The following is a 21,780-nucleotide window of genomic DNA, read 5'->3' as shown; positions in this document are numbered from 1 at the left end:
GGCGGCGGTCGGCGGGCCGCGAGCGGTGGAGAGCGGAGCGGGGCGCCTAGGGCTTGTCTGACAAAACGATCATGGTTGTGGTTCGCGGAGCCACAGGATCAGTGAGGCCAGGACGACACCTGCGGTGTAGCGGGCGGCGAGCTTGTCGTAACGTGTCGCGATCGCCCGGAACTGCTTCAGGCGGACGAAACACCGCTCCACGACGTTGCGTTCGCGGTACGCCTCCCGGTCGAACGCCGGCGGACGCCCGCCCGCACGACCCCGACGACGACGATTCGCCCGCTGATCGGCCCGCTCGGGGATCACCACCCGCACCCCCGCCGCCCGCAACCGGGCACGGATCGCCCGCGAGGAGTACGCCCGATCGGCAATCAACCGGATCGGCCGCACCCGCGGCCGACCCGGACCGAGCCGCGGCACGCGAATCCCGGCGAGCACCGCGTCCAACGCCGGCGCGTCCCCCGCCTGCCCCGGGGTGACCACGATCGACAACGGCAACCCCCGCCCGTCCACCGCGAGATGCAGCTTCGTCGTCAACCCGCCCCGCGAGCGGCCGAGACCCTCGCGGCCCGCATGCGTCGGGCCCGCCGCCGCACGCTCCACGCCGCCCGGTTCGTCCCCGCCCGCAACCCCTTTCCACGCGCCCCGGCCGCGTGTCGGTGCGCGCGGACGACCGTGGAGTCCACCGAAACGGACCAGTCGACCCGACCGACCGCGTCCTCCCGCACCCGCACATGCTCCGGCAGCGCGGCCCACGTCCCGTCCGCCTCCCACCGCGAGTACCGCTCGTACACCGTCTGCCAAGGTCCGTACCGCGCCGGAACATCCCGCCACGGAGCACCGGTCCGCAACCGCCACAACACCCCGTCGATCACCTGCCGATGACCACGCCACGGCCGACCACGACCGTCCACCACCGGCAACAACGGCTCGATCCGAACCCATGCCGCATCCGTCAACCCACCCCGAGACACCACAAGATCATTATCAGACAGGCCTTAGCACCGTCGCGTAGCGGTGCCGACGCTTGAGCGCGAAGTCGTCGACACCGAGAACACGGGGCACCTTGAGTGCCAAGGGGATCCCTGCCAGTACGCGGAGCGCGGAGCACCGCGACATCCCGGCTCCCGGCGACTTCGGTGTCCGCGCACCGCCGCGGCCGGCGAGTTCCCTCACCACGGCGCGGACCTGGGCCAACGACCTTACGGTTCGCCGCTGATGGCATCCTCGACCACCAGCGGCGCCGGACCCGAAAACACCACGCCCACAAGCTCGTTCGCACTCGACACCTGCACATGATCCCGGACCTTAGAGTCCGTCACCACCGAATGTGAGACAGAGCCGTTAGTGTTTTACAGTCCCTCTCCGGCGGATCAGCCGAACGACCCGTGTGGTCGAGGGCGGTGTGTACGTGGTCGGCGGTGTCAGTTGTCGACGCCGAGTTGGCTCATCAGGGTTTGGTTGTCCTCGATGTGCCAGTCCTCGATGATCCTGTCGGTGCCGACATGTTGGATGTCGATGGCGTTGAAGTCGACACTCTGGCCCTTGCCTTGGACGCCGTCGAACGTGCCGGTGAAGTGGCCGCGGAAGACCAGGCGGGCGGTGATCTTGTCGCCGGTGATCAGTACGTCGGACAGTTCGCAGGTCAGGTCCGGTACGGCGGCGCGGAAGTTCTTCGAGGCGAAGGCCGGGCCGGCGGGGCCTTGTGGGCGGCCGGTCGGCAGCGTGTTGTCCTTGAACCGGGGGCTGACCGCGGCGTCCAGGTACTTCTGCTGCCCGGTGTTCCAGAAGGTGTAGAGCTGTTGGGCCAAGCGCACCTCCTGGGCGGCCCTGCGCTCGCCGATCGAGTGGTCGACGGTCAACGCCTTGGGCTGGACCAGGTCGGGCGAGCGGTCGATCAGGCGCTGTGGCCAGGCATGCGAAGAACGATTGCCGTTGTCGTGGGCGGAGGCGACCGCGACGGTGCCGCCGGCCAGGCCCGCGACCGAGGCGGCGATGGCGATGGCGATCGTACGGATCAGGGTGCGAGAACGCATGGAAGTACTCCTGGGTGAGAGGTGCGGGTGAAGTGGGCGGCCCGCCCACGTTGTCGACCGGTCGTGTCAGGCGAGTCGGCCGCCGCCGTCGACGTGCAGCACGGTGCCGGTGACGTAGGGACTGGTGACGGCGAACAGGACCGCCTTGATCAGGTCGTCCGGGGTGCCCACCCGACGTGCCGGGTTGCGTTCGGCGATGGTGCGGAGGAATGCCTCCTTGTCGGCGCCGAGTCCGTCCCAGGAGCCGGTGTCGACGATGCCGGGGGAGACGGCGTTGACGCGCAGCGGGGCGATCTCCACCGCGAGGGCCTGGACCAGGAAGGCCAGCGCCCCGTTGGTGGTGGCCATGACAGTCCGGGCCGGGGCGGGGCGCCAGGCCGCCACACCGGAGAAGAACGTGAACGAGCCGCTCTCGCGCGCCTGGCCGGCCAGATGCTTGGCGAGCAGCAGCGGACCGAACACCTTGGCGGCGAAGGCGCGCTGCACGTCGGCGAGTTCGAGTTCGGCGAGTGGGCCGTTGGCGGGCATCGCGGCGGTCGAGACCAGGTGGTCGAAGCTGCCGACCTTCCGGGCGAGGGCGGCGATCGAGGTCTCCTCGGCGAGGTCGACCGGGACCACGTCGGCCGGGCCCGCCAGTTCGCCGGCGGTCCATTCCAGCTTGCGCGAGTCGGGGCCGGCGAGCACCAGGTCCGCGCCCGCCGCCGAGACGGCCTGGGCCAGGAGGCGGCCGGTGCGTGAGCCTGCGCCCACGATGATCAGGCGCTGCCCGGTGAGATCAGTGGAGGAGGTTGTCATGTCTGGCTCCAAGAGAGGAGGTGATGGTGGGTTGTCCCGTCCCCGACCCTCTCCCGACCACGCCCTATGAGTCCAAGGCTTGTTTTCTCTGCCTGCGATAACATTTGTTCATGGCGACGTTGCGGCAGCTCGAATACCTGGTCACGGTGGTCGACACCGGCTCGTTCACGCAGGCGGCCGAACAACTGCACGTGACCCAGCCGGCCCTGTCCCACCAGATCCGTGCGCTGGAGACCTCGCTCGGTGGTCCGCTGCTGGAACGCCTGCCACGTGCGATCAGGCCCACGCCGATGGGCCGCGCCGTCCTGCCGCACGCCCGAGCCGCACTCGCCGAGGCGCGGCGCCTGCACACGGCGGCGCGGCGGACGGCCGGCCTGGAGGGCGGCGAGTTGGAGGTCGCCACCGTCTACTCCGTCAGCCTGGGCATCCTGCCGCCGGTCCTACGGGCCTGGCGCCGGCAGCACCCGGGCGTGCGGATCCGACTGCGCGAATTCGCGCACGCCGACCGGTTGCAGGCGGCGATGGCGGCGGGGGAGGCCGACCTGGCCGTCGGCCCGTCCCCGGCAGGCTGGGAGGGCCCGGTCCGCGACCTGGGCATCGAGGAGTTCGTCATCGTGCTGCCCGGTGACGACCCGCTCGCAGGACGACCGTCCGGGCCGCTGGCAGTGGCCGAGTTGGCCGACCGTGCCTGGGTGCGCTACGCCCCGGCCAATGGGCTCGCCGACATCCTGGACCAGGCCTGCCACCAGGCGGGCTTCTCTCCCACGACCGCCGTGCACGCCGAACAGACCTCGGCCGCACCGCTGCTCGCCGCCGCCGGGCTCGGCCCGGCCCTCGTTCCGGCCAACATCGTCCCACCGGACTTCGACGGCCTGCTGCGACTGCCGGACCCGCCGATCCGCCGTACCCTCACCGCGTACACCCGCACCCGGCCGGACCCGCTGACCACCACGTTCGCGGACCTGCTCGCGCGCCAGGCATGCGTTGTCCCCGCCCACATCCGGGCGCTTGCCGCAGTGCGTAGTTCCACTCCGTAACGCCGGGCCGTGGGTGGGGAGGGGGTGTTGTAACGGGGTGTTGTAACACCGTCCTTCGGGGCGGCCGGGGAGGGTTGTGACCAGGGAAGATGTGGTGTCGTCGGGGCGTCGGGCGGGGTGAGGTGGGGCGGTTCTCGTTCCTTCTCGTGACCATGTCACCGGTCTGCGACAGCGGTGTCGTGGTGCGACGACTCGGGTATCGCCGGGGCCGGCGGCTCGGCCAAGGTGGTCGAGCAGGCACCGGGGGTTGAGGAACATCGGAACGAAAACCGGCGGTAAGGGCTTCGTGCGCTTGAGGGTGCGTTGACCTGGGGTTCTTCGGGGGCGGAGCCTTCGGCAGTCGTGTTGGTCGACTGTGTGGAGGTCCGGGGTGCTGGCCGAGTTCTTGACGGATGAGCAGGCTGCCGCGTACGCGGCGTTTCGCGGTGTGCCGTCGCGTGCGGAGTTGGAGCGGTTCTTCTTCCTGGACGACGCGGACCGGGAGTTGATCGAGGGGAAGCGGCGGGCGCACAACCGGCTGGGGTTCGCTGTGCAGTTGACGACGGCGCGGTATCTCGGGGTTTTCCTGGACGACCCGGCGGACGTGCCGGCGGAGGTCGTGGACTATCTGGCCGAGCAGCTCGGTATCGGTGACGCGTCGGTGTTGAAGGCATACGGCGAGCGGGAGAACACCCGGCTGGAGCACGCGCGCGAACTCCGGGCTGTCCTGGAATACCGGGAGTTCGCGGAGGCTGAGGCGGATCTGCGGGCGTGGGTGGAGGCGCGGGCGTGGACGACGGGCGAGGGGCCGAAAGCGCTGTTCGACGCGTCGGTGGGGTGGCTGCGGGAGCGGCGGGTGTTGCTGCCGGGGGTGACGACGCTGGCGAGGTTGGTCGCGTCGGTGCGGGAGTCGGCGAACCAGCGGTTGTGGGACACCTTGTACGGGCTGCTGACGACGGGTCAGCGCGGGGTGTTGGACGCGCTGTTGACGGTGCCGCCGGGGGCGCGGGTCTCCGAGCTGGACCGGCTGCGGCGCGGCCCGGTGCGGATCTCGGGCCCGCAGATGAAGGAGGCGTTGGAGCGGGTCGGGGAGATCGCAGCGTTGGAAGTCGGCGCGCTGGACGTGTCCGCGATACCGCCGCGGCGGCTGGCGGAGCTGTCTCGGTACGGGGTGGACGGCAAGGCGTCGCTGCTGAAGCGGCACGGCGACTCGCGCAGGCTGGCGACGCTGCTGGCGACGGCGGTGTACCTGACGACGCGGGCGGTGGACGACGCGCTGGACCTGCTGGACGTGCTGGTCGCCACCAAGCTGCTGGCGCGGTCGGAGCGGGAGAGCACGAAGGCGAAGCTGAAGACGCTGCCGCGCGTGGAGCGGGCGTCGGCGAAGCTGGCGACCGCGTTCCAGGTCGTCTTCGACACCACCGCCGAGCAGGTCGACACCGAGACCGGGGAGATCACCCCGCCGCAGGTCGATTCGCTGGCGGGGATGTGGGAGCGGATCGAGGCGGTGGTGCCGCGCCACGAGCTGGCGGCCGCGGTCGCGGCGCTGTTCGAGCTGACGCCGCCGCTGGACTCGGACGCGGATGCGGCGTGGCGGGCGCTGCTGGTGTCCCGGTTTGGCACGGTGCGGCCGTTCTTGAAGCTGCTCGTCCGGGCCGTGGACTTCGGCGCGACCCCGGAAGGCGCGCCGGTGCTGGCCGCGTTGAAGACGCTGCCGGACCTGATGGGCCGCAAGAAGGTCGGCCCTGCCGAGATCGACACGACCCTGTTGGTCGGGTCGTGGCGGCGCCTGGTGCTGTCCGCGCCAGGCCTGGAGCCGGGGACGGTGGACTGGAAGGCGTACGTGTTCTGCGTGCTGGAGCAGTTCCACCGGATGCTGCGCCGGCGGGAGGTGTTCGCGAATAACTCCTCCAAGTGGGGCGACCCGCGGGCGAAGCTGCTCGCCGGGGACGCCTGGGAGCAGGCGAAGCCGACCGTGCTGGCGTCGCTCAGCCTGCCCGGGGAGCCGGGCGGGCACCTGACGGCGCGGGCCGCGCTGCTGGACGGCACGTACCGCGAGGTCGCCGCGCGGCTGCCGGACAACGCGCAGATCACCGTCGACGACGCGGGAAGGCTGCACTTCGCGGCGCTGGAACCGGAGCCCGAACCCGCCTCCCTGCTGGATCTTCTGGCGGCGGTGAACGCGATGCTGCCGCGCGTGGACCTGCCCGAGGTTTTGTTGGAGGTGTTCTCCTGGACCGGCGCTGACGCTGCGTTCACCTCGGTCACCGGCGGCGAGGCCCGGCTGAAGGACCTGCACATCACGATCGCCGCGCTGCTGGTTGCGCACGGCTGCAACGTCGGCTACACCCCGGTGATCGGCGGCGTCGACGCGCTGAAGTACGGCACGCTGTCCCACGTCGACCAGACGTACCTGCGCCTTGCGACGTATCGGGCAGCGAACGCCACGCTGATCGAGCACCAGGCGTCGATCCCGCTCGCGACCGCGTGGGGCGGCGGGCTAGTCGCCTCGGTGGACGGTATGCGGTTCGTGGTGCCGGTGCCGTCGGTGTACGCGCGGCCGAACCCGCGCTACTTCGGGCGCCGCGGCGGCGCGACGTGGCTGAACCTGCTCAACGACCAAGCCGCCGGGCTGGGCGGCAAGGTGGTGGCCGGCACCCCGCGCGACTCGCTGTACGTGCTGGACGTGCTCTACGACCGCGACGGCGGCAAGCGCCCGGAGATGATCGTCACCGACACGGCCCCGTACAGCGACATCGTCTTCGGGCTCCTGACCTTGGCCGGATTCGCGTACGCTCCGCAACTGGCCGACCTGCCCGACCAGAAGATGTGGCGGATCGACCGCACCGCCGACTACGGGGCGTTCGAGGACGCGGCTCGCGGCCGGATCGACCCAGACCGGATCGCCCGGCACTGGGACGACATCCTGCGGATCATCGGCTCCATCCACACCGGCGCGGTGCGCGCGTACGACGTCATCCGGATGCTGTCGCGCGACGGCCGCCCCACCCCGCTGGGCGACGCCATCGCGCACTACGGGCGGATCTTCAAGACCCTGCACATCCTGCGCTTGGCCGACGAGCCCGGCTACCGCCGCCAGATCAAGGTCCAGGCCAATCTCCAGGAGGGCCGGCATGCGCTGGCCCGCAAGATCTTCCATGGCAAGCACGGGCAGCTGTACCAGCGCTACCAGGACGGCATGGAGGACCAGATCGGGGCGCTGGGCCTGGTCCTGAACGCGCTGGTGCTGTTCAACACCCGCTACATGGACGCCGCCGTCACGAAGCTACGCGCGGGCGGGTTCGACGTCCGCGACGAGGACGTCGCCCGTCTCTCGCCGTTCGTCCGCCACCACGTCAACATGCTCGGCCGGTACTCCTTCAAGCTCCCCGAACTGCCAGGCGGCCTGCGTCCCTTGCGGGACAGCATCGCCGCCGAGGCCGACGACGAATGACAAGTCCTTTCGGGAGGCCGCGCGGCGGCGGATCGTGGGCACGGTGCGCGCCTGCGGCGTGCTGAATACGGGGGTCGAGTGGGAGCCGACCGGAGCTCCGATCTGCCCGACAACGAACCCGTCAGTGGGATTCGCTAGCTTTCGCGCATGTCGATCACTGCACAACTTCGCGACTCGGTACGGCTGCCGGGGGGTGACGCCCTGGTCAACGGCTACGCGTTGGAGAGCCGCAGTGGCTGGGCACGCCGCACGCTGATCCGGAACGGGCACGAGCTGGAGGTCTACGACCTCGACGAGCTCTTCACCGGCGAAACCGCGCCGACTGCGGTCTTCCCGGTTCCGTGGCCGGGGTGGGACCGCGGTGTCGACTCGGTGAGCCCCGACGCCGCGTTCGCGGTGTTCTCCGGCCAACGCGCGGTGCGGGCTGTCAGCAGCGCCGGCGAGACGCTGTGGGAGTACCAGCACAGTTGCTGGGGACCGGCGTTCGGTCACTCCCACACGGGGGACGAGCAGGAGGTGTGCCGCGGCCTCGAACACGGCTCCTGCCGCGTCTCCGACGACGGTCGGCTCGTGTGGGCGCATGTCGTGGTCGGCGGCCATGACCGAGATTGGGACGACTGGCACGAGTGTTGGGTCGTCCTGGATGCCCGGGACGGACGGGAGCTGGCCCAACTGCGGCTCGACAGTGCCGCTGCCGGCTCGCATCACGTGTCCCACCCGGACGGCATCCACGTCGGCCTGTGCATCGGTATGGGCCAGGACGGCATCCTGCTCTACTGGGCGCGCTGGGACGGCGAGAAGCTGACCAGCTGGGATCTGAACGACGGAATGGACCGCATCCTGACGGACGTCCATCCGGACCACGCGGGCTTCCTGACGGTCGAGCACTACGGAACCGACGTGCGACTTCACATGCTGGACGGCACCGTCCTCGCCACCGGAGCGCCCGAGGCCGCCGATGGCAAGGACCCGTCGTGGTGGGACTACGGATGCGGCTTCGTCGACGGCGGCACCGTCATCGCCACGACGGTCGACGCAGACGAGGACTCGGAACGAGCAGTCCGACACTGGCTCCTGGACGGCCGGACCCTCGAAATACGTGGGACGCCGACGTACCCCACCGGCGCCAACGGCAGCTATGTGCGCCCGCTCGGCGACGGGACGTGGCTGACCTACGACAGCGCGAGCGAGACGCTCTACCGCTGGAGTGAGCCAGCGTCCTGAACCCGATGACGTGAGCAGCTTCAGCGGCGGGCGTCACCGGGAGCGAGATGCGCGGTGAGCGCGGCGACGTCCTCGCCGGTGGGGTGGAAGTAGAGACGCAGGCTATCGGCCTTGCGATGCCTCGACTTGGCCATCAGCAGCAACAGGTTCACGCCTGGTGTGCGGCCGAGGTGAGTGAGCGCGCTGTGCCGGAACTCGTGCAGGTCCCACCCGGTTCCCGACCCGGCCAGGGCGGTATGCCGGTCCAGCAGCGCGTGCCTGGCCGTACGACAGTCTCGCCATCCCGGTGTCCGGGCACACGTCCCGCAGACCCACGACCTTGCCCGGCGCGGGCCTGCGGTGGGTGGTGAACACCGGCCCGCGCGTTCGCCCCTTGAGCAGGCGCGGCAGGAGCCGCGCGGTGCCTGCATCCCAGTACACCCATTCGCGCACCGCGTCCTCGCGGGCGGCCGACCCACGTCGGCGCGTGGCGGCGCCCTTGGCTTTGACCGGCGCGCGTCGCTGGGCGAGGTCCAGGTCTTCGATGTTCAACTCGAGGATTTCCTCGGCGCGCGCGGCGGTCTCGTACAGCATCCGGTAGAGCGTCTTCTCCCGCAGCCCGACCTCGCGCCGCGCGATCAGCCGGTCGACCGCAGTCTTGGAGCGCACCGGCGTGACCGAGTCCGGCGGTGCGAGGCGCTTGGCCCACGCAGGCACCGCCGGCGCTGCGTACCCGCGCGCGTGGCACCAGCCCAGCCAGGACAGCACCGCCGCGCGCCGCGCGTTCCACGTGTTGACCGCTGCGCCGCCCCACTGAAGTTCGAGGGCCTGGCCGACCTCGTCGTCGGCGACCGACGCAAGCGGCCGGGCGTCACCGAGATGTTCGGCGACCTTGCCGACGGCGGTGGTGTACGCACGGGCAGTGTTCGGGTTCGGCTGCGCGTCGAGGAACGCGTCCGCCGCCGCCCGCACCGTCGGCCCGGCCGCAACCGGCAGCGCCACGAGTTCCGCCACCCGGCCCCCTCGCATGCCTTGCCACAGATAACGGGGTCGCTTCGCGTCGGCCCCGAGAACGGTCTGCCCAGCTCTCGCGGGGAATTGCTACAGCTAATAGGGGATTATCTGTGCCTCAATCTCGGAACTCTCCCACTGCGCACACTCCGTCAGCCGTCCACCAGGCCAGACGAAGGCTTAGCGCCGGTTTTCGTTCCGATGTTGCTCAACCCCCGCACCGAGGGGCCGAGAGTGCTTCGGCTCCAACCACCGGATACCAAGGGGTCGTTCATGTTCCGCAACCGTCGCACCGCCCTCCTCGTCTCCGCGGCCGTCCTCGGCGGCGCGATGTTGACGACGGCGTGCCAGGACACGGACTCGAACTCGAACGCGGGGGCCACGCAGGGCTCTTCACCCGTCGCCCCGCCGGCCGCCCCGCCCGGGGCGTCGACCACCGGCGGCAACGGAGGCGGCAACCCGGGAGGCAGCGGGGGCGGCGGCGGGACCAAACCCGCCGGGAAGGTCACCCCCGGGAAGGACTCCGCCGGGAAGAGCTCCGGCGGACAGGGCACGACCACCGGCGGCGGGGGCGGCGGCGACAACAGCTCGATCGGCAAGTGCCGCACCGACGACCTCAGGGCCACCGCGCAGGACGCCACCATCACCGGCGACAACGAACTCACCGTCGCCGTGACGTTCGAGAACATCGGCCACAACTGCACGATGTCCGGATTCGCGGGCGTCGACCTCCAGACCGCCAAGGGGCCCCTGTCCGCGAAGCGCGTGGGCGCCCCGGCCGACCCGTTCACCCTCAAGAGCGACACGTCGGTGTCCTTCGGCATCACCTACCCCTCCGGTGCCACCGGCGACCACGGCGTCAAGATCACGGGGCTGGAGGTCACCCCGCCCGGAGAGACCAAGGCCATCACCCTGCGCCGGCCCGGCACCCCCACCCTGCCGGTCGTCGACGGCGCCGGCTCCCCGGTCGACGTCCGCCCCATCGGCAGCGCCGGCCAGGGCGGCTGACCACACGACCCGGCAAACCGACGAAGGCCCCTTCGATGTCGAAACAGGACATCGAAGGGGCCTTCGTCGGTCGACCCGACTGGTCGAGGCCAAGAGCACCCGGCCGGACCGGTTCCTGCACTCGGGCGACCCGGACCGCGTCACGAACGTGCGCGACCGACTCGGGAAGGCACTACCGGTGGTTTGTTGACGGCGGCTCTGATTGGCAGTGTGCCGTGAAGTAGCGGTATTTGTGGGCCTGTTCGGGGGTGTTCCGTGACCGCTCGTGTGCCGTGCCCGCCCGCGCCGGGGTCGTTGGAGGGGTATGCGGCTCGGTTCGACGACCTGTTCGGGACGCTCGCGCAACGTCGGGGGTTCCGGGAGTATCCGGTCGGGTTGTTGGCGCCGCAGGACCGGAACAAGACGCTGACCTGTCTGGCGGGTGCCGAGCCGGTGGTCGGCGCGCTGTAACGGCCGATCAGGTCGCCCGGGAGCCGGTCGTCGGTCACGACGCCCATCCTGGCGCCTGTCGCCCGCGTGGTCGAGCACACGCAGACAACACCACGACAGGCCTGCCCGGCCCCGGTCGGCCGTTGGTGTTGCCGCGCGCGTCCACCCGGCCGCCGCCGGCGCAGACGGCGCGCCCCACCGCAGACTCCTCCAGGCCACGACGCCGGCCGTTCACACCACCGAACGCGAGAACCCGCGCGACCGAGCCCAGGGCAGGCCGGCCCCGAACACGATTCCTCCGAAGTCGCGAACCCGAAATCCCGCTCGACCGACCACGGGCTGTCCGACCCGGCACAGCCGCACGTCGGCAGCGCAGCGGTCGTCGGCGCAGCGGCCGCGGAAGGGAAACCGCATCGGGCGCGGGCATCGATCACGACGCCGCCGACCGACACGGCACGTCGTTCCGCGCGGGGCCGGGCGCTGCCAGAGGGCGTCCCCGAACTGAGTCCGTGAACGCGGTGGCGATCTCCCGGGACGGAACCTGTCCCCGGCAGCACGGTCGGCGGTGCGTTGTCGCGAAAGGGTGGGGTGGGCGGGGAGGTTCTGCCCGCCGTACCCGCGATACGGCTCTTCTACGACGCCCACGAGAAGGCCGTGAAATGCGTGTCGACGACGACGGCGCCGCCTCGTCTCTCGGACCCTGCGGCACCGCGGTTCGCAAACCCGGGGCGGTCTGCCGGTGCGCCGGGGCAACCAACGCGCGATCCGACCCGGGCGCGGCTCGTCAGTTCGCGGCGCCCAGGGTCGCTGCCCAGGGAAAGGACAGGTGGGTGATGTTCGGGGTGGCGCCGGTGACGCGCTTGCCCTGGTAGAGCGACAGCGGGGAGTCCCACAACGGGATGCCGGGCAGCTCGCGCAGCGCGATCTCCTGGAGTTTGGCGGTCAGTTGGGCGCGGGCGATCGGGTCGCTGGTGCCCAGTGCCTGTTGCGCGATCGTGTCGTACTCGGCGTTGGACCAGCTCCCGTAGTTGGCGAACTCCCCGGTCTGCAGCGTCTGGTAGAACTCCAACGGATCGGGCGTCAGGTCGTAGCCGCTGGTGATCAGCAGGTCGATGCCGACTCGGGTGGACGGGTCGGTGAACAGCGCGGTGTACGCGTCCGGTGCGATGGTGCGGAGTTCGACGTCGAGGCCGATCTCCTTGCCGGCCGCCTGGATGGCATTGGTGCCGACGCTGATCTCCGGCGCCAGGTTGCTGGTCGCGACGACGATCTTCTTGCCCCCCGCGCCGGCTTCGGCGATGAGCTTCTTGGCCCCGGCCACGTCCCGCGTGATGGGAGGCAGGGCGTCGTACTGGGCCTTGGCCTGCTCGACCGGCAGGGTCGCCCAACCGGAGGCGGGAATGCCCGCCTTGGCGACGGTGCCGTAGCCGTTGATGCCCGCCGCGATGATGCCGCTACGGTCGATCGCCATCGACAGGGCACGTCGCACGCGCGTGTCGCCGAGCGCGCCCTTGAGGCTGGTGACGGCGGCCGAGTAACTGCCGGTGATCTCGCCGAAGTACAACTTCCCGTCGCCGGCCTTGAGTTTGTCGTACGCGTTGGTGGGGAGCAGGTAACCGCCGTCGACCTCGCCGGTGAGCAACGCGTTGGCGCGCGCGGCCGGGTCCTGGATGAAGACGAACTCGACCTCGTTCGTCTTGGGCATCAGCGTCCCGTCCCAGTACGCCTCGTTCTTCTTGACGGTGATGGACGTGCCCGGCTTCCACTCCTTGAGCGAGAACGGGCCGGTGCAGTTCACGCCGCCCTTCGGATTGCCGTAGTCCTTGCCCGCCTTGGCCAGGAAGGCGGCGCTCTCGATGGTGCCCGGTGCCGCGCCGAGTTGCTCGTTGAGCAGGACGTTCGGACGCTTGAGTTTGATGGTGACCTCGAACGGCGCGGACTCCGTGATGGACTCGACGTCCTTGAAGACCGTGCTGTACGACGAGCCGACCGTCGGGTCCATCTGGCGTTTGAGGCTCGCGACCACGTCGGCGGCGGTCATCGGGGTGCCGTCGTGGAACTTGACGTCGTCACGCAGGGTGTAGACCCAGGTCAGCGGGTCGGGGTTGGCGAAGCGACGGGCCAGTGCGGGGGCCGTCTTCAGGTCCGGGGTGGTGCGGAGCAGCGATTCGCAGACGTTCGTCAGCACGGTGTTGATCGGGTAGTCGAAGGCGTACGCGTAGTCCAGGGTCTGCGGTTCGGCGTACAGCGACCACTTGACGTGGTCGAGCGGTCCCTTGGCCGCGGGCGTGTCGTTGCGGGTCGTGAAGCCCGGGTTCGGGTCGGACGACTTGTCGTCGCCACCACCGGAGCAGCCGACGGCGGTCAGAGCCACCGCGGCGGCGACAGCGACGATTTTGGGCATGCGCAAGTAACCCACCTCTTTCGGAGGGAGAGCGGAAGGCGCGGAGACGGATACCGAGCGGCACGCGTCAGGACGGGTGCCGGTGAGTATTGACGCGGGAACGTTCCGCCGCAAGGGTTTGCGGGAACGATTCTCGGGTGTCGCGGGAACGTGATCCGAGGCTGTCTGACGACCCGTCACTTTGTCAGGATCGAGGCCATGAACGAACCCGAACGTCCGGTTGCACAAAGCGCGGCGGCAGGCAAGAGAGCGGTCCCCCCGCCGCAGGTCGGCCGCAACACGTTCGGAGCCCGCAACCGTCGCGCCGCTCCGCGGGTGCGCCTGGTCGATGTCGCGCGCGAGGCGGGGCTGTCCAAGACCACCATCTCGGCCGCCCTCAACGGCACCGGACGAATGTCGGACGAGGCGCGCGCGCACGCCCGCGACACCGCGTGGCGCATGGGCTACCGCCCCAACGTCACCGCGCGGTTGTTGCGGGCCGGCCATACCCGGCTCATCGGCTTCGCCGTGCGCGAGTACATCGCGGAGCCGTGGGTCTACCTGGAACTGCCGTACTTCACGCAGCTCACCAATGCCGGCGCCCGTGCCGCACTGGACCACGGCCACGCCCTCGTACTGTTGCCGAACCATGCACCGCGCGAGGAATGGACGGACCTGCCGCTGGACGCGGTGTGCGTGGTCGACCCGATGATCGACGACCCGCTCGTCGACCACCTGCTCTCGGCCGGCACCCCGGTGGTCACCGACCGCCGGGTCGAGGGGCGCCGGGGAGGCTACTGGGTCGAGACCGACTACCACACCGCCGTGCGCGAGGTATTGGACCATCTCGCCGAGCAGGGCGCGCGCGACATCGCCCTCGTCGCGGCCGGTAGCGACACCCTGTACACCCGCAACGCCCTTCTCGCGCAGGCCGATTGGTCGATGCGGCGCGGTATCCGCACCCGTGTCGAGACGGCCACCGCGCCCGGTCACGCGCCGACTCTCGAGGTCGTCGGCCGACTTCTCGGGGATGCCGGCGACCGCCCCGACGCGATGATCGTGCTCACCGAGGTCAGTCCGCTCCTGGTGCTGGACGCCGCACGCCGGCTCGGTTGCCGTGTGCCGGACGATCTGCTCGTGGTCTGCGCGAGCGAGGACAGCGTGGCCGAGCACACCGACCCCGCGGTGACCACGCTCAGCATGCAGCCCGCGCTGATCGCCGAGGCCGGCATCCACCTGCTGGTGGAGGTGCTGGACCTGGGCATCACCGAGTCGCGCGGCGTCGAGGTGCCCACTCGGCTGGACATTCGGGCGTCCTCGCTGCGCACCCGGTAGGCCCGCCGGCGGGCCGGGCGGTGCCTCCGGACGGTTCGCCTTCCGGCGAGCCGTCGGGGGGCCTCGGCCGACGCACCGGGCCCGGGGACATGGGTTCCCGGGGCGGATTCGGGCCCGGTGTACCGCCGTTGTGGCTCACGCGTTGGCGATCGCCTCCATCGGCAGGTAGGCGCCGCCGTTGAAGGTCATCACGTGCTTGATCCGCGTGTACTCCTCCAGGGCGTACACCGACATGTCCTTGCCGTAGCCGGATTGCCCGAAGCCGCCCTGCGGCATCTCCGAGACGAGCGGCAGGTGATAGTTCACCCACACGCAGCCGGCCGCGAGTTCGCGGGTGAAGCGGTTGGCGCGCACCAGGTCGTTGGTCCAGACCGATGCGGCGAGACCGTACGGCGTGCCGTTGGCGAGGGCGAGCGCCTCGTCGTCGGTGCCGAACGGCTGGATGGTGACGACCGGTCCGAACACCTCGTTCTGGACGATCTCGTCGTCCTGCCGGACGTCGGCGACCACGGTCGGCGGGAAGAAGTAGCCCGGGCGGGGCATGCGTCGGCCGCCGGTCAGCACGCGCGCGTGGCTCGGGAGCCGGTCGATGAAGCCCTCGACGGCCGCCAGGTGGTCCGCGGTGCTCATCGGCCCGTAGAACACGCCCTTGTCGTGCGGCGCGCCGCAGGTGACCCGGTCGGTGGCGGCAACGAAGCGGGCGGCGAAATCGTCGTGGACGCGTTCGTGGACCAGCAGGCGGGTCGAACCGGTGCAGTCCTGGCCGCCGTTGTAGAAACTCGACATGGCGAGCGGCTCGACGATGGTGTCCAGGTCCACGTCGTCGAACACCACGGCCGGGGCCTTGCCGCCGAGTTCGAGGTGCAGCCGGGTCAGTTGCGCACCCGCCGCCGCCGCGACCTGGCGGCCGGCGCGGACCGATCCGGTCAGCGACACCAGACCGGCGACGGGGTGCCTGGCCACCGCCTCACCGGTCGCACGGTCGCCGGTGACCACATTGAACACCCCCGGCGGAAGCACCCGGGCGGCGAGTTCGGCGAGCAACAGTGTGCTGGACGGGGTGGATTCGGCCGGCTTGAGCACGACGGTGTTGCCGGCCGCGAGCGCGGGAGCCGCCTTCCAGACGGCCATCGGAAGCGGGAAGTTCCACGCGGTGATCTGGCCGACGACGCCGATCGGCTCCCGGCGTATGTAGGACGTGAAGCCTTCCAGATATTCGCCGGCCGCCCGGCCCTCGAGCACCCGCGCGGCGCCGGCGAAGAACCGCAGGTCGGTCATGGCGGTGGTGATGTCCCACTGCTCCAGAGTGTCGCGCGGCTTGCCGGTCTCACGCGATTCGAGGTCGGCGAACTCCCCCGCGTGCCGCTCGACGGCGTCGGCGAGCAGGTAGAGCGCGCGCTGCCGCGCCGCCGGGGTGGTGCGACTCCACTGTTCGGCCGCGGCTCGGGCGGCCTGGTAGGCCGCGTCGACATCCGCGGCCGAGGACAGCGCGGCACTGCCGAACACCTCCTCGGTCGCCGGGTCGACCAGGTCACTGGTGCGCCCGTCGAGTGCCGGGGTGTACGCGCCGTTGATGAAGTTCTCGCGCCGGATCGTCATTTCCTGCTCCGTTCGGTGCCTGCGAGTGGTCGATCGATCACTTGTACCGCAGCCGTGACGATAAGTGCTACCACTTGGTCTAAATTGGAAGCACTACCACTTGGTCTGAATCGAGGCGTGGGGATGCGGGGCATCAGGCGGGGCTTGATAGCTTTGCCGTCCGTCGCCTGCCAAGAGGGTGTGGAATGGCTGTCCGCAAGGCCGCGCGTCACTACGCGACGGGGTTGTCCCGCCGCGCGCGGGTCCTCGACGTCGCGGACGGGTTGTTCCGCGAGTCCGGATTCGGCTCCCCATCGCTGCGGGAGATCGCGAAGGCGGCCGGCCTGTCGCACCCCGGCCTGTTGCGCTACTTCGCCTCGAAGGAGGAACTGCTCGACGCACTGCTCGACCGCTACGAACAGGCGGCCCGGGCACCCGGCGGGCCGATCACCGGGCCGCCGTCCCTGCCCGGCGACGGGCCGGCTGCCGAACCGGAGGCCGCGTCCCCCGTCGAACGGCCCGGCCCGGACCGCATCGTCGCGGCCGCCCGCCGCAACTCCGCCGTCGCCGGGTACCCGGACCTCGTCACCGCCCTGGGCGGCGAGGCGACTCGGGTCGACCACCCGGCACACGCGCGGATGGGCCGCCGCTACCGCGAACTCCGCGCCTGGACCGCGGAGATGCTGAGCACCGCAGTCCCGGCGGGCGAGCTGCGCGCCGAGGCGGACCGGGTGGTGGCAGGCTGGGAGGGCCTGCAACTGCTCGCGCTCTACGACCCGTCCGGAGTCGACGTCGCCGCGAGCCTGGAGCGCTATCTGCACGGTCTCGTGTCCGAGCCCGGGGCGAACACCGCTCCCGCCGCGCCACCGCGCCGGACGCTCGACGAACTCGTGGCGGGAGACGCCGAGGAATTCGACCGGCGCACCGGCTATGCCTCGGGCCGCGAGCGCCGCGCCCGAATCCTCGACGCCGCGACCACGTTGTTCGGCGCGCGCGGCTTCCACGCCCTCAGCATGCGCGAGGTCGCCAAGGCCGTCGGCATCTCCCACTCGACGCTGCTCTACCACTTCGAGGGCAAGGACGAGTTGCTGCACGCGGTCCTCGCCCGCCAGGACTACCTGACGATCAGCCTGGGCGCCGTCGCCGGCGATACCGGGCTGCCCGACCGGTTGAGCGCCGTGGTCGAGGCGTCCCGGCGCGTGGCCTACGAGACGCCGGGACTGCGCGAGCTGTTCTCCGTCCTGTCCGGCGAGGCGGTCGCCCCCGGCCATCCCGCACACGCCTACTTCGAGAAGCACTTCGCGGTGAGCCGCCGGTACTTCACCACCCTCTTCGAACACCTCGCCTACCGGGGGGAGTTGGCCCCGGGACGCGACCCGGAGCAGGAGGCGGTGTGGCTCTTGGCGCTGTGCGAGGGGTTGCAACAACAACGGCTCTACGACCCGGAGATCGACCCGCCCGGACTGCTCGCCACGAGCATCGGGCGGGTCCTGGACGCGTCCGCGCCGCCGGGTGGCTGAGCGAATCGCGCCGTCCCGGGTGGCCTGTCGGCCACTTCGGCGCCCTGAACCGCCGGGGTGCCGTCGGTCGAGTGGAGCCGGCGGCGCCCCGGAGGTACCGGTCAGATCCGGGCCAGGATCTCGCCCGCCGCGCGCTCGCCGGATACCACCGCGGCGTTCAGCGTGGCGCCGTAGTCGCTGGTGTGTTCGCCGGCGAAGTGCACGTTGCCTTCCTGTACGGCCTCGTACCCGCCGAACGTGGTGCGCTGCCCGATCTTGTAGTAGTGGTACGCGCCGTAGTGCCACGGGTCGCGCGACCACTGGTCCTCCCAGGCCAACCCGTTGAATGCGGCACGAGTGCCCGGCAGCAGGTTCTCGATCTGATCGAGCAGGAACCGTACGTCCGCCGACGGCGCGGGGCCGTGGGCGGCACCGGTGTAGCGCCGGTCGGCGGTGAGGCCGCCGGGGAAGTTCACCAGGAGCGCGGGCGCGCCGTTGTCGCCGCGCTCGACGGAGCCGTCCCACGCCGTCTGATAGCCGTCCGGGCCGGTGTTGGTGATGCCGTTGCTGCCGACCGCGGGCCAGGTCTTGCGGTTCAACTGAAGCACCAGCTTCGCGTGGTGACCCATGCCCTGCTGTGCGATGGCGGTCCGCTTGAGCGAGGTCAGACCGGCCCGGGACAGATCCACGTTGCGCAGGGTGCGAAACGGCAGGGCCAGCACCACGTGGTCGGCCACGACATCGACGATCCGGCCGCAGTTGTCGAACGTACACGTGTAGCTGCCGGTGCCGTTGCGTCGGACCGCGATCAGCTCGTAGCCCTGCTCGACCGAGCCGGACGGCAGTTCGCGCACCATGCCGGCGACCACCTGGTCGTTGCCGCCCTTGAGGTGGTACAGCTCGTCGAAGCCGCCCTCGTCCGAGGCGGACATCTTGGCGAGGGCGGCGCCGGAACCGTAGAAACCGACGAAGCTCAGCGCGGACACCTCGGATCCTTCGCCGCCGCTTTCGAGCTGGCGGGTCTGGATCATCTGGCCTAGCGACGAACGCGGATCGATGCCGATACTGCTCATGTAGTCGAGGAAGGACATCCGGTCCAGCCGGCGCGCGGTGGGGGTGGAGCTCTGGTGGTTCGGCCACCCCATGTTCGCGAAGTCCGCTTCGACGGCGGGCAGGAACGGTTCCAGGTCCTCGATGTAGGTGGTGTACCTCGCGTGGTTGATCCACGCCTGATAGTCGCCGGTGTACAGGCCACCGCCGTGGTGGATCTCGGTCTCGATGCCGAAACGCCTTGCCAGCGCGAGGAGTTCGACATCCTCCGTGCTGATGAACGAGCCGCCGTGCTCGCTGACCTGGCCGTCCCTGAAGTAGTTTCTCAGGGTCCAGCACCGCCCGCCGACGTGCGTGGTGTCCGCCTCGTACACGGTCGCGGCGATGCGCTCCGGTCCGGTCCAGAGCCGGTGCGCGCAGCGCAGGCCCGCCAGTCCGGCGCCGACCACGACCACGCGCGGATTGCCCGCCGCCGACGCCGACGAGGGCGAGAGCAGTCCGCCGGGAAGCGCGGAGGCCGCCGCCGCCATCCCGACCGCGCCGAGGAGTCGACGTCGGTTCGGCATGGGCCCTTGCTGCGCCGCGCGCTCGCGGCGGCGCTCGGTGTTCTCGGCGATGGCGCCCGCGAGTTCGGCGGCGGGCATGCCGCGACGGCGAGCCTCGCGGTGCAGCGAGAGCGCGGCGCCGAACGGGTCGGGGGTGCCGACTCTGGTGGTGGAACGCAGCAGCGATCCTTCGGTCTTCACGGAAGGGTTTCCCTTCGTCCGGGAACGCAGAAAAACGCACGCGGGTCATGCCGAGGGGGGCAATTCTCAACGCTACAAAGGTGGTTCGCCCGTGGTCGCAACATGTGTGCGGACCGTTCGTCGGAGTGAATCGTGTACTTTCCACGATGTCAACGGCGTTCCGGCTCGCGCCATTGGAAGACTTTTCCCGCACCCGAAGAGCGCGCGTTTTTGCTGCCGTCGACGCTTTCCATTGACCGCCTGGCAGCGAGTCGGGCGCACCGGCGGCGTCCAGGTGGCGGTGTGCTCCCTCGGCGGCGACGCGGCGTTGGCCGCCGCAGGTGTGCGGGCGACCCCACCAGCACCCCGCGACTCGCCCTGTGGACCGCGGGTGCCGGGCCGATCCCGACACCGCCGCAACCAACGGCTTCGAGAACGACGCGGCCGACCGGGCCGACGAGGACGAGGACTTCGACAACCGGAACGACCCCGAAGTCGGGGACGACATCGGTGTGCGGCCGGCGCGGATACGCCGTCTCCACTCCGGCCGCCGCGGTACGCGGACGGCACGGCGCCGGCGGCCGCCTGCCCCAGCCGTGCCGACGCAGGCGGTGAACGGGCGTCGAAAGCCGCGGCGGTGATGACCGAGGCGTGTACGCGGGTCGGCTGGGTCTACCGGCGGTTGGAGCCGCCGAACCCGGTTCTCCTGACGAACGTGCGGTGGCCGGCCGGGTACCGACACCCCCGCAACCAAGGCCGGGCGGGGCTGATGGCCTCGGTGCTCGAGGCGTTCGCACGGGCGCGGCCGCTGATCGAGGGCGTCGAAACGGTCGGCGACCCGATCGAAGTCCTCCCCTGCGCCTTCCACGCCCTGTGCCACGGGCGGTTGACGCATCCCTGGACGAGCCGTTGCACGAGCGGGTGCCGGCCTGGACGGGACCGGTGACCCTTCCTTCGGCGGACACGATGTTCGTGGTGGCGGGGAAGACGAGGACGACGTCGGCGGCGACGGCGCGGATGCCGGTCGTGGTGGAGACGAAGAGTGAACGAGGCGTGGCGGGGTGGTCGGCCGGTGGTGGCGGTCGGCGCGCATGCGTGCTTTCGCGGCGGGTGGTGGCAGGTCGTCGGTTTGGCCGGAGCGCGGATCCATCCGGTCGGCGAGGACGGGGCGGAGGATGTGGTGTTGGTCGGGCACCTGTTCGCCGATCCCGGCTTTGCCGTCCTGGGCGCCGAGGTCGAGCGGCAGCCGGCGGTGCCGCGGTGGGGGCTGTTCGCGACCGCCCCGGCCGCGGCGCGGGAGAGGGCGTCGGCGTGGCAGCGGCACATCCGGGAAGTGGAGTGCGGCCGTGCCGGCGGGCCCGACGGCGGCGGGGCGGTGCGGCCGGAGTACGACCCGGAGCGGTTCGCGCCGGCCGAGCGGGAACGGGCCAAGGCCGAGGAGTCGACGGCGCCGGGTTTCGGGCGGGTGTCACGGACGACGGTGCAGCGCATGCGCGGCCGGTATCGACGGCAGGGACTTGGGGCCTGGTCGACAAGCGCGCCACTCGTGGCCCTGGTGGCCTGGGGCGGACCGACGAGCGGGTGGTGGCCGCGATCACGGACGTGGTCCTCGGGCAGCGGGGGCGTTCCAAAAGGACCGTCAAGGGCTTGATGCCGTTGGTCGCGCAACGATCCGGGCCGGCGAGGCCGACGGGTGGGCCTTCGCCGTCGAGGACGCCGGCACCCACGGCACCCACGACCACGTCCTCGCCGCCGTGTCGGCCGGCACGGTGGCCCTGAGCACCTTCGAGAACATCAACGCGCTCACGATGTTCCACTACGCGCAGTCCGGGGACGTGGTGTGCGGATTCGACCGGCCCCGAGACCGCTGGGGCTCCGACCCCGATCGGCTGGTACCGCACCTGACCCGCGCGGGCCTGCTGCTCCCCGACGGAACCCGACCCGACCACGGCATCGACGAACGACAACGCCTCACCCACCGCATGATGCACACCGAGTTCGGCACGACGCTGCCCCGCGAGGACGTCGAGCACGGCGAACTCCTCGCCGCGATGTACTGAACGCGGGCCCGGGAACCAGGCCCGCGTGCCCTCCCCGAGCCTGGGGGCAAGACACGGAAACGAAGGACGCCACCGGGGAACCGGGCTTCGGGGTCGACGACCGTCCGCGCCCCCGCTCGCATCCGGCCCGCCTGTACGACGGGTACGATCACGGCCGTCGACCCGCGACGTACAATCGCGATGGGGCGAAGCGCCGGG

Annotated in this window: 14 protein-coding genes and 1 pseudogene; 8 read left to right on the top strand and 7 right to left on the bottom strand. The window is 70.8% G+C overall.

The window, feature by feature from the left end; translation table 11 throughout:
• Nucleotides 1-69: 69 nt before the first annotated feature.
• The 3 genes from ACFZBU_RS06865 to ACFZBU_RS06855 form a co-directional block, all read right to left on the bottom strand.
• Nucleotides 70-974 (bottom strand): IS5 family transposase gene (locus ACFZBU_RS06865; RefSeq protein ID WP_391582452.1). Its coding sequence is split into 2 segments (ribosomal slippage): nucleotides 70-638 and nucleotides 638-974, totalling 906 coding nucleotides; the frame shifts between segments, so codons are not numbered across the junction.
• 450 nt (nucleotides 975-1,424) lie between these two features.
• A complete protein-coding gene (locus ACFZBU_RS06860; protein ID WP_391582420.1) occupies nucleotides 1,425-2,036 on the bottom strand; it encodes an ester cyclase in 612 nt (203 codons plus the stop codon).
• Between the two features lie 66 nt (nucleotides 2,037-2,102).
• On the bottom strand, nucleotides 2,103-2,831 hold the full coding sequence (locus ACFZBU_RS06855) for an SDR family oxidoreductase (RefSeq protein ID WP_391582419.1): 729 nt from the start codon (nucleotides 2,829-2,831) through the stop codon (nucleotides 2,103-2,105).
• Nucleotides 2,832-2,941: 110 nt separating this feature from the next.
• Here ACFZBU_RS06855 and ACFZBU_RS06850 point away from each other — a divergent pair, with 110 nt between their 5' ends.
• From ACFZBU_RS06850 to ACFZBU_RS06840, 3 genes are all read left to right on the top strand, one after another.
• A complete protein-coding gene (locus tag ACFZBU_RS06850) occupies nucleotides 2,942-3,868 on the top strand; it encodes a LysR family transcriptional regulator (RefSeq protein ID WP_391582418.1) in 927 nt (308 codons plus the stop codon).
• Between the two features lie 370 nt (nucleotides 3,869-4,238).
• Nucleotides 4,239-7,301 (top strand): Tn3 family transposase, encoded by a 3,063-nt coding sequence (locus tag ACFZBU_RS06845; RefSeq protein ID WP_391582417.1) that lies wholly within the window; start codon nucleotides 4,239-4,241, stop codon nucleotides 7,299-7,301.
• 147 nt (nucleotides 7,302-7,448) lie between these two features.
• Nucleotides 7,449-8,525 carry a hypothetical protein gene (locus tag ACFZBU_RS06840; protein ID WP_391582416.1) on the top strand — a complete coding sequence of 359 codons (1,077 nt, stop codon included), beginning with the start codon at nucleotides 7,449-7,451 and terminating at the stop codon, nucleotides 8,523-8,525.
• Nucleotides 8,526-8,545: 20 nt separating this feature from the next.
• Here ACFZBU_RS06840 and ACFZBU_RS06835 read toward each other — a convergent pair.
• A pseudogene (locus ACFZBU_RS06835) lies at nucleotides 8,546-9,533 on the bottom strand (tyrosine-type recombinase/integrase).
• A 255-nt stretch (nucleotides 9,534-9,788) separates the two neighbouring features.
• Here ACFZBU_RS06835 and ACFZBU_RS06830 point away from each other — a divergent pair.
• Both ACFZBU_RS06830 and ACFZBU_RS06825 read left to right on the top strand, forming a co-directional pair.
• The gene (locus ACFZBU_RS06830; protein WP_391582415.1) at nucleotides 9,789-10,523 is read left to right on the top strand and encodes a DUF4232 domain-containing protein; all 735 of its coding nucleotides are present in this window, start codon (nucleotides 9,789-9,791) and stop codon (nucleotides 10,521-10,523) included.
• 255 nt (nucleotides 10,524-10,778) lie between these two features.
• Nucleotides 10,779-10,973 carry a hypothetical protein gene (locus ACFZBU_RS06825; RefSeq protein ID WP_391582414.1) on the top strand — a complete coding sequence of 65 codons (195 nt, stop codon included), beginning with the start codon at nucleotides 10,779-10,781 and terminating at the stop codon, nucleotides 10,971-10,973.
• Between the two features lie 763 nt (nucleotides 10,974-11,736).
• Here the strand turns inward: ACFZBU_RS06825 and ACFZBU_RS06820 are convergent.
• The gene (locus tag ACFZBU_RS06820; RefSeq protein WP_391582413.1) at nucleotides 11,737-13,356 is read right to left on the bottom strand and encodes an ABC transporter substrate-binding protein; all 1,620 of its coding nucleotides are present in this window, start codon (nucleotides 13,354-13,356) and stop codon (nucleotides 11,737-11,739) included.
• A gap of 198 nt (nucleotides 13,357-13,554) precedes the next feature.
• On the opposite strand from ACFZBU_RS06820, the gene ACFZBU_RS06815 reads away from it, so the two are divergent.
• Complete coding sequence (locus ACFZBU_RS06815; RefSeq protein ID WP_391582412.1) at nucleotides 13,555-14,670, top strand: LacI family DNA-binding transcriptional regulator; 1,116 nt, start codon at nucleotides 13,555-13,557, stop codon at nucleotides 14,668-14,670.
• A 135-nt stretch (nucleotides 14,671-14,805) separates the two neighbouring features.
• Here the strand turns inward: ACFZBU_RS06815 and ACFZBU_RS06810 are convergent, their stop codons facing one another.
• Nucleotides 14,806-16,269, bottom strand: a complete 1,464-nt coding sequence (locus tag ACFZBU_RS06810; RefSeq protein ID WP_391582411.1) for an aminobutyraldehyde dehydrogenase — start codon at nucleotides 16,267-16,269, stop codon at nucleotides 14,806-14,808.
• Nucleotides 16,270-16,454: 185 nt separating this feature from the next.
• Here ACFZBU_RS06810 and ACFZBU_RS06805 point away from each other — a divergent pair, with 185 nt between their 5' ends.
• Nucleotides 16,455-17,768: a TetR/AcrR family transcriptional regulator gene (locus tag ACFZBU_RS06805; protein WP_391582410.1), complete on the top strand. Its 1,314-nt coding sequence runs from the start codon at nucleotides 16,455-16,457 to the stop codon at nucleotides 17,766-17,768.
• Nucleotides 17,769-17,869: 101 nt separating this feature from the next.
• Here the strand turns inward: ACFZBU_RS06805 and ACFZBU_RS06800 are convergent, their stop codons facing one another.
• Entirely contained in the window at nucleotides 17,870-19,543 is a 1,674-nt protein-coding gene (locus ACFZBU_RS06800; protein ID WP_391582409.1) for a flavin monoamine oxidase family protein, read from the bottom strand.
• A 1,070-nt stretch (nucleotides 19,544-20,613) separates the two neighbouring features.
• Between ACFZBU_RS06800 and ACFZBU_RS06795 the strand changes: the two genes are divergently transcribed.
• Complete coding sequence (locus ACFZBU_RS06795; RefSeq protein WP_391582408.1) at nucleotides 20,614-21,582, top strand: DUF6461 domain-containing protein; 969 nt, start codon at nucleotides 20,614-20,616, stop codon at nucleotides 21,580-21,582.
• Nucleotides 21,583-21,780: the final 198 nt, after the last annotated feature.

Source organism: Embleya sp. NPDC008237 (assembly GCF_042956465.1).
Taxonomy (GTDB): domain Bacteria; phylum Actinomycetota; class Actinomycetes; order Streptomycetales; family Streptomycetaceae; genus Embleya.
Note: the sequence above shows the minus strand (reverse complement) of the source record. Positions and strands in the feature narration are given on the sequence as shown.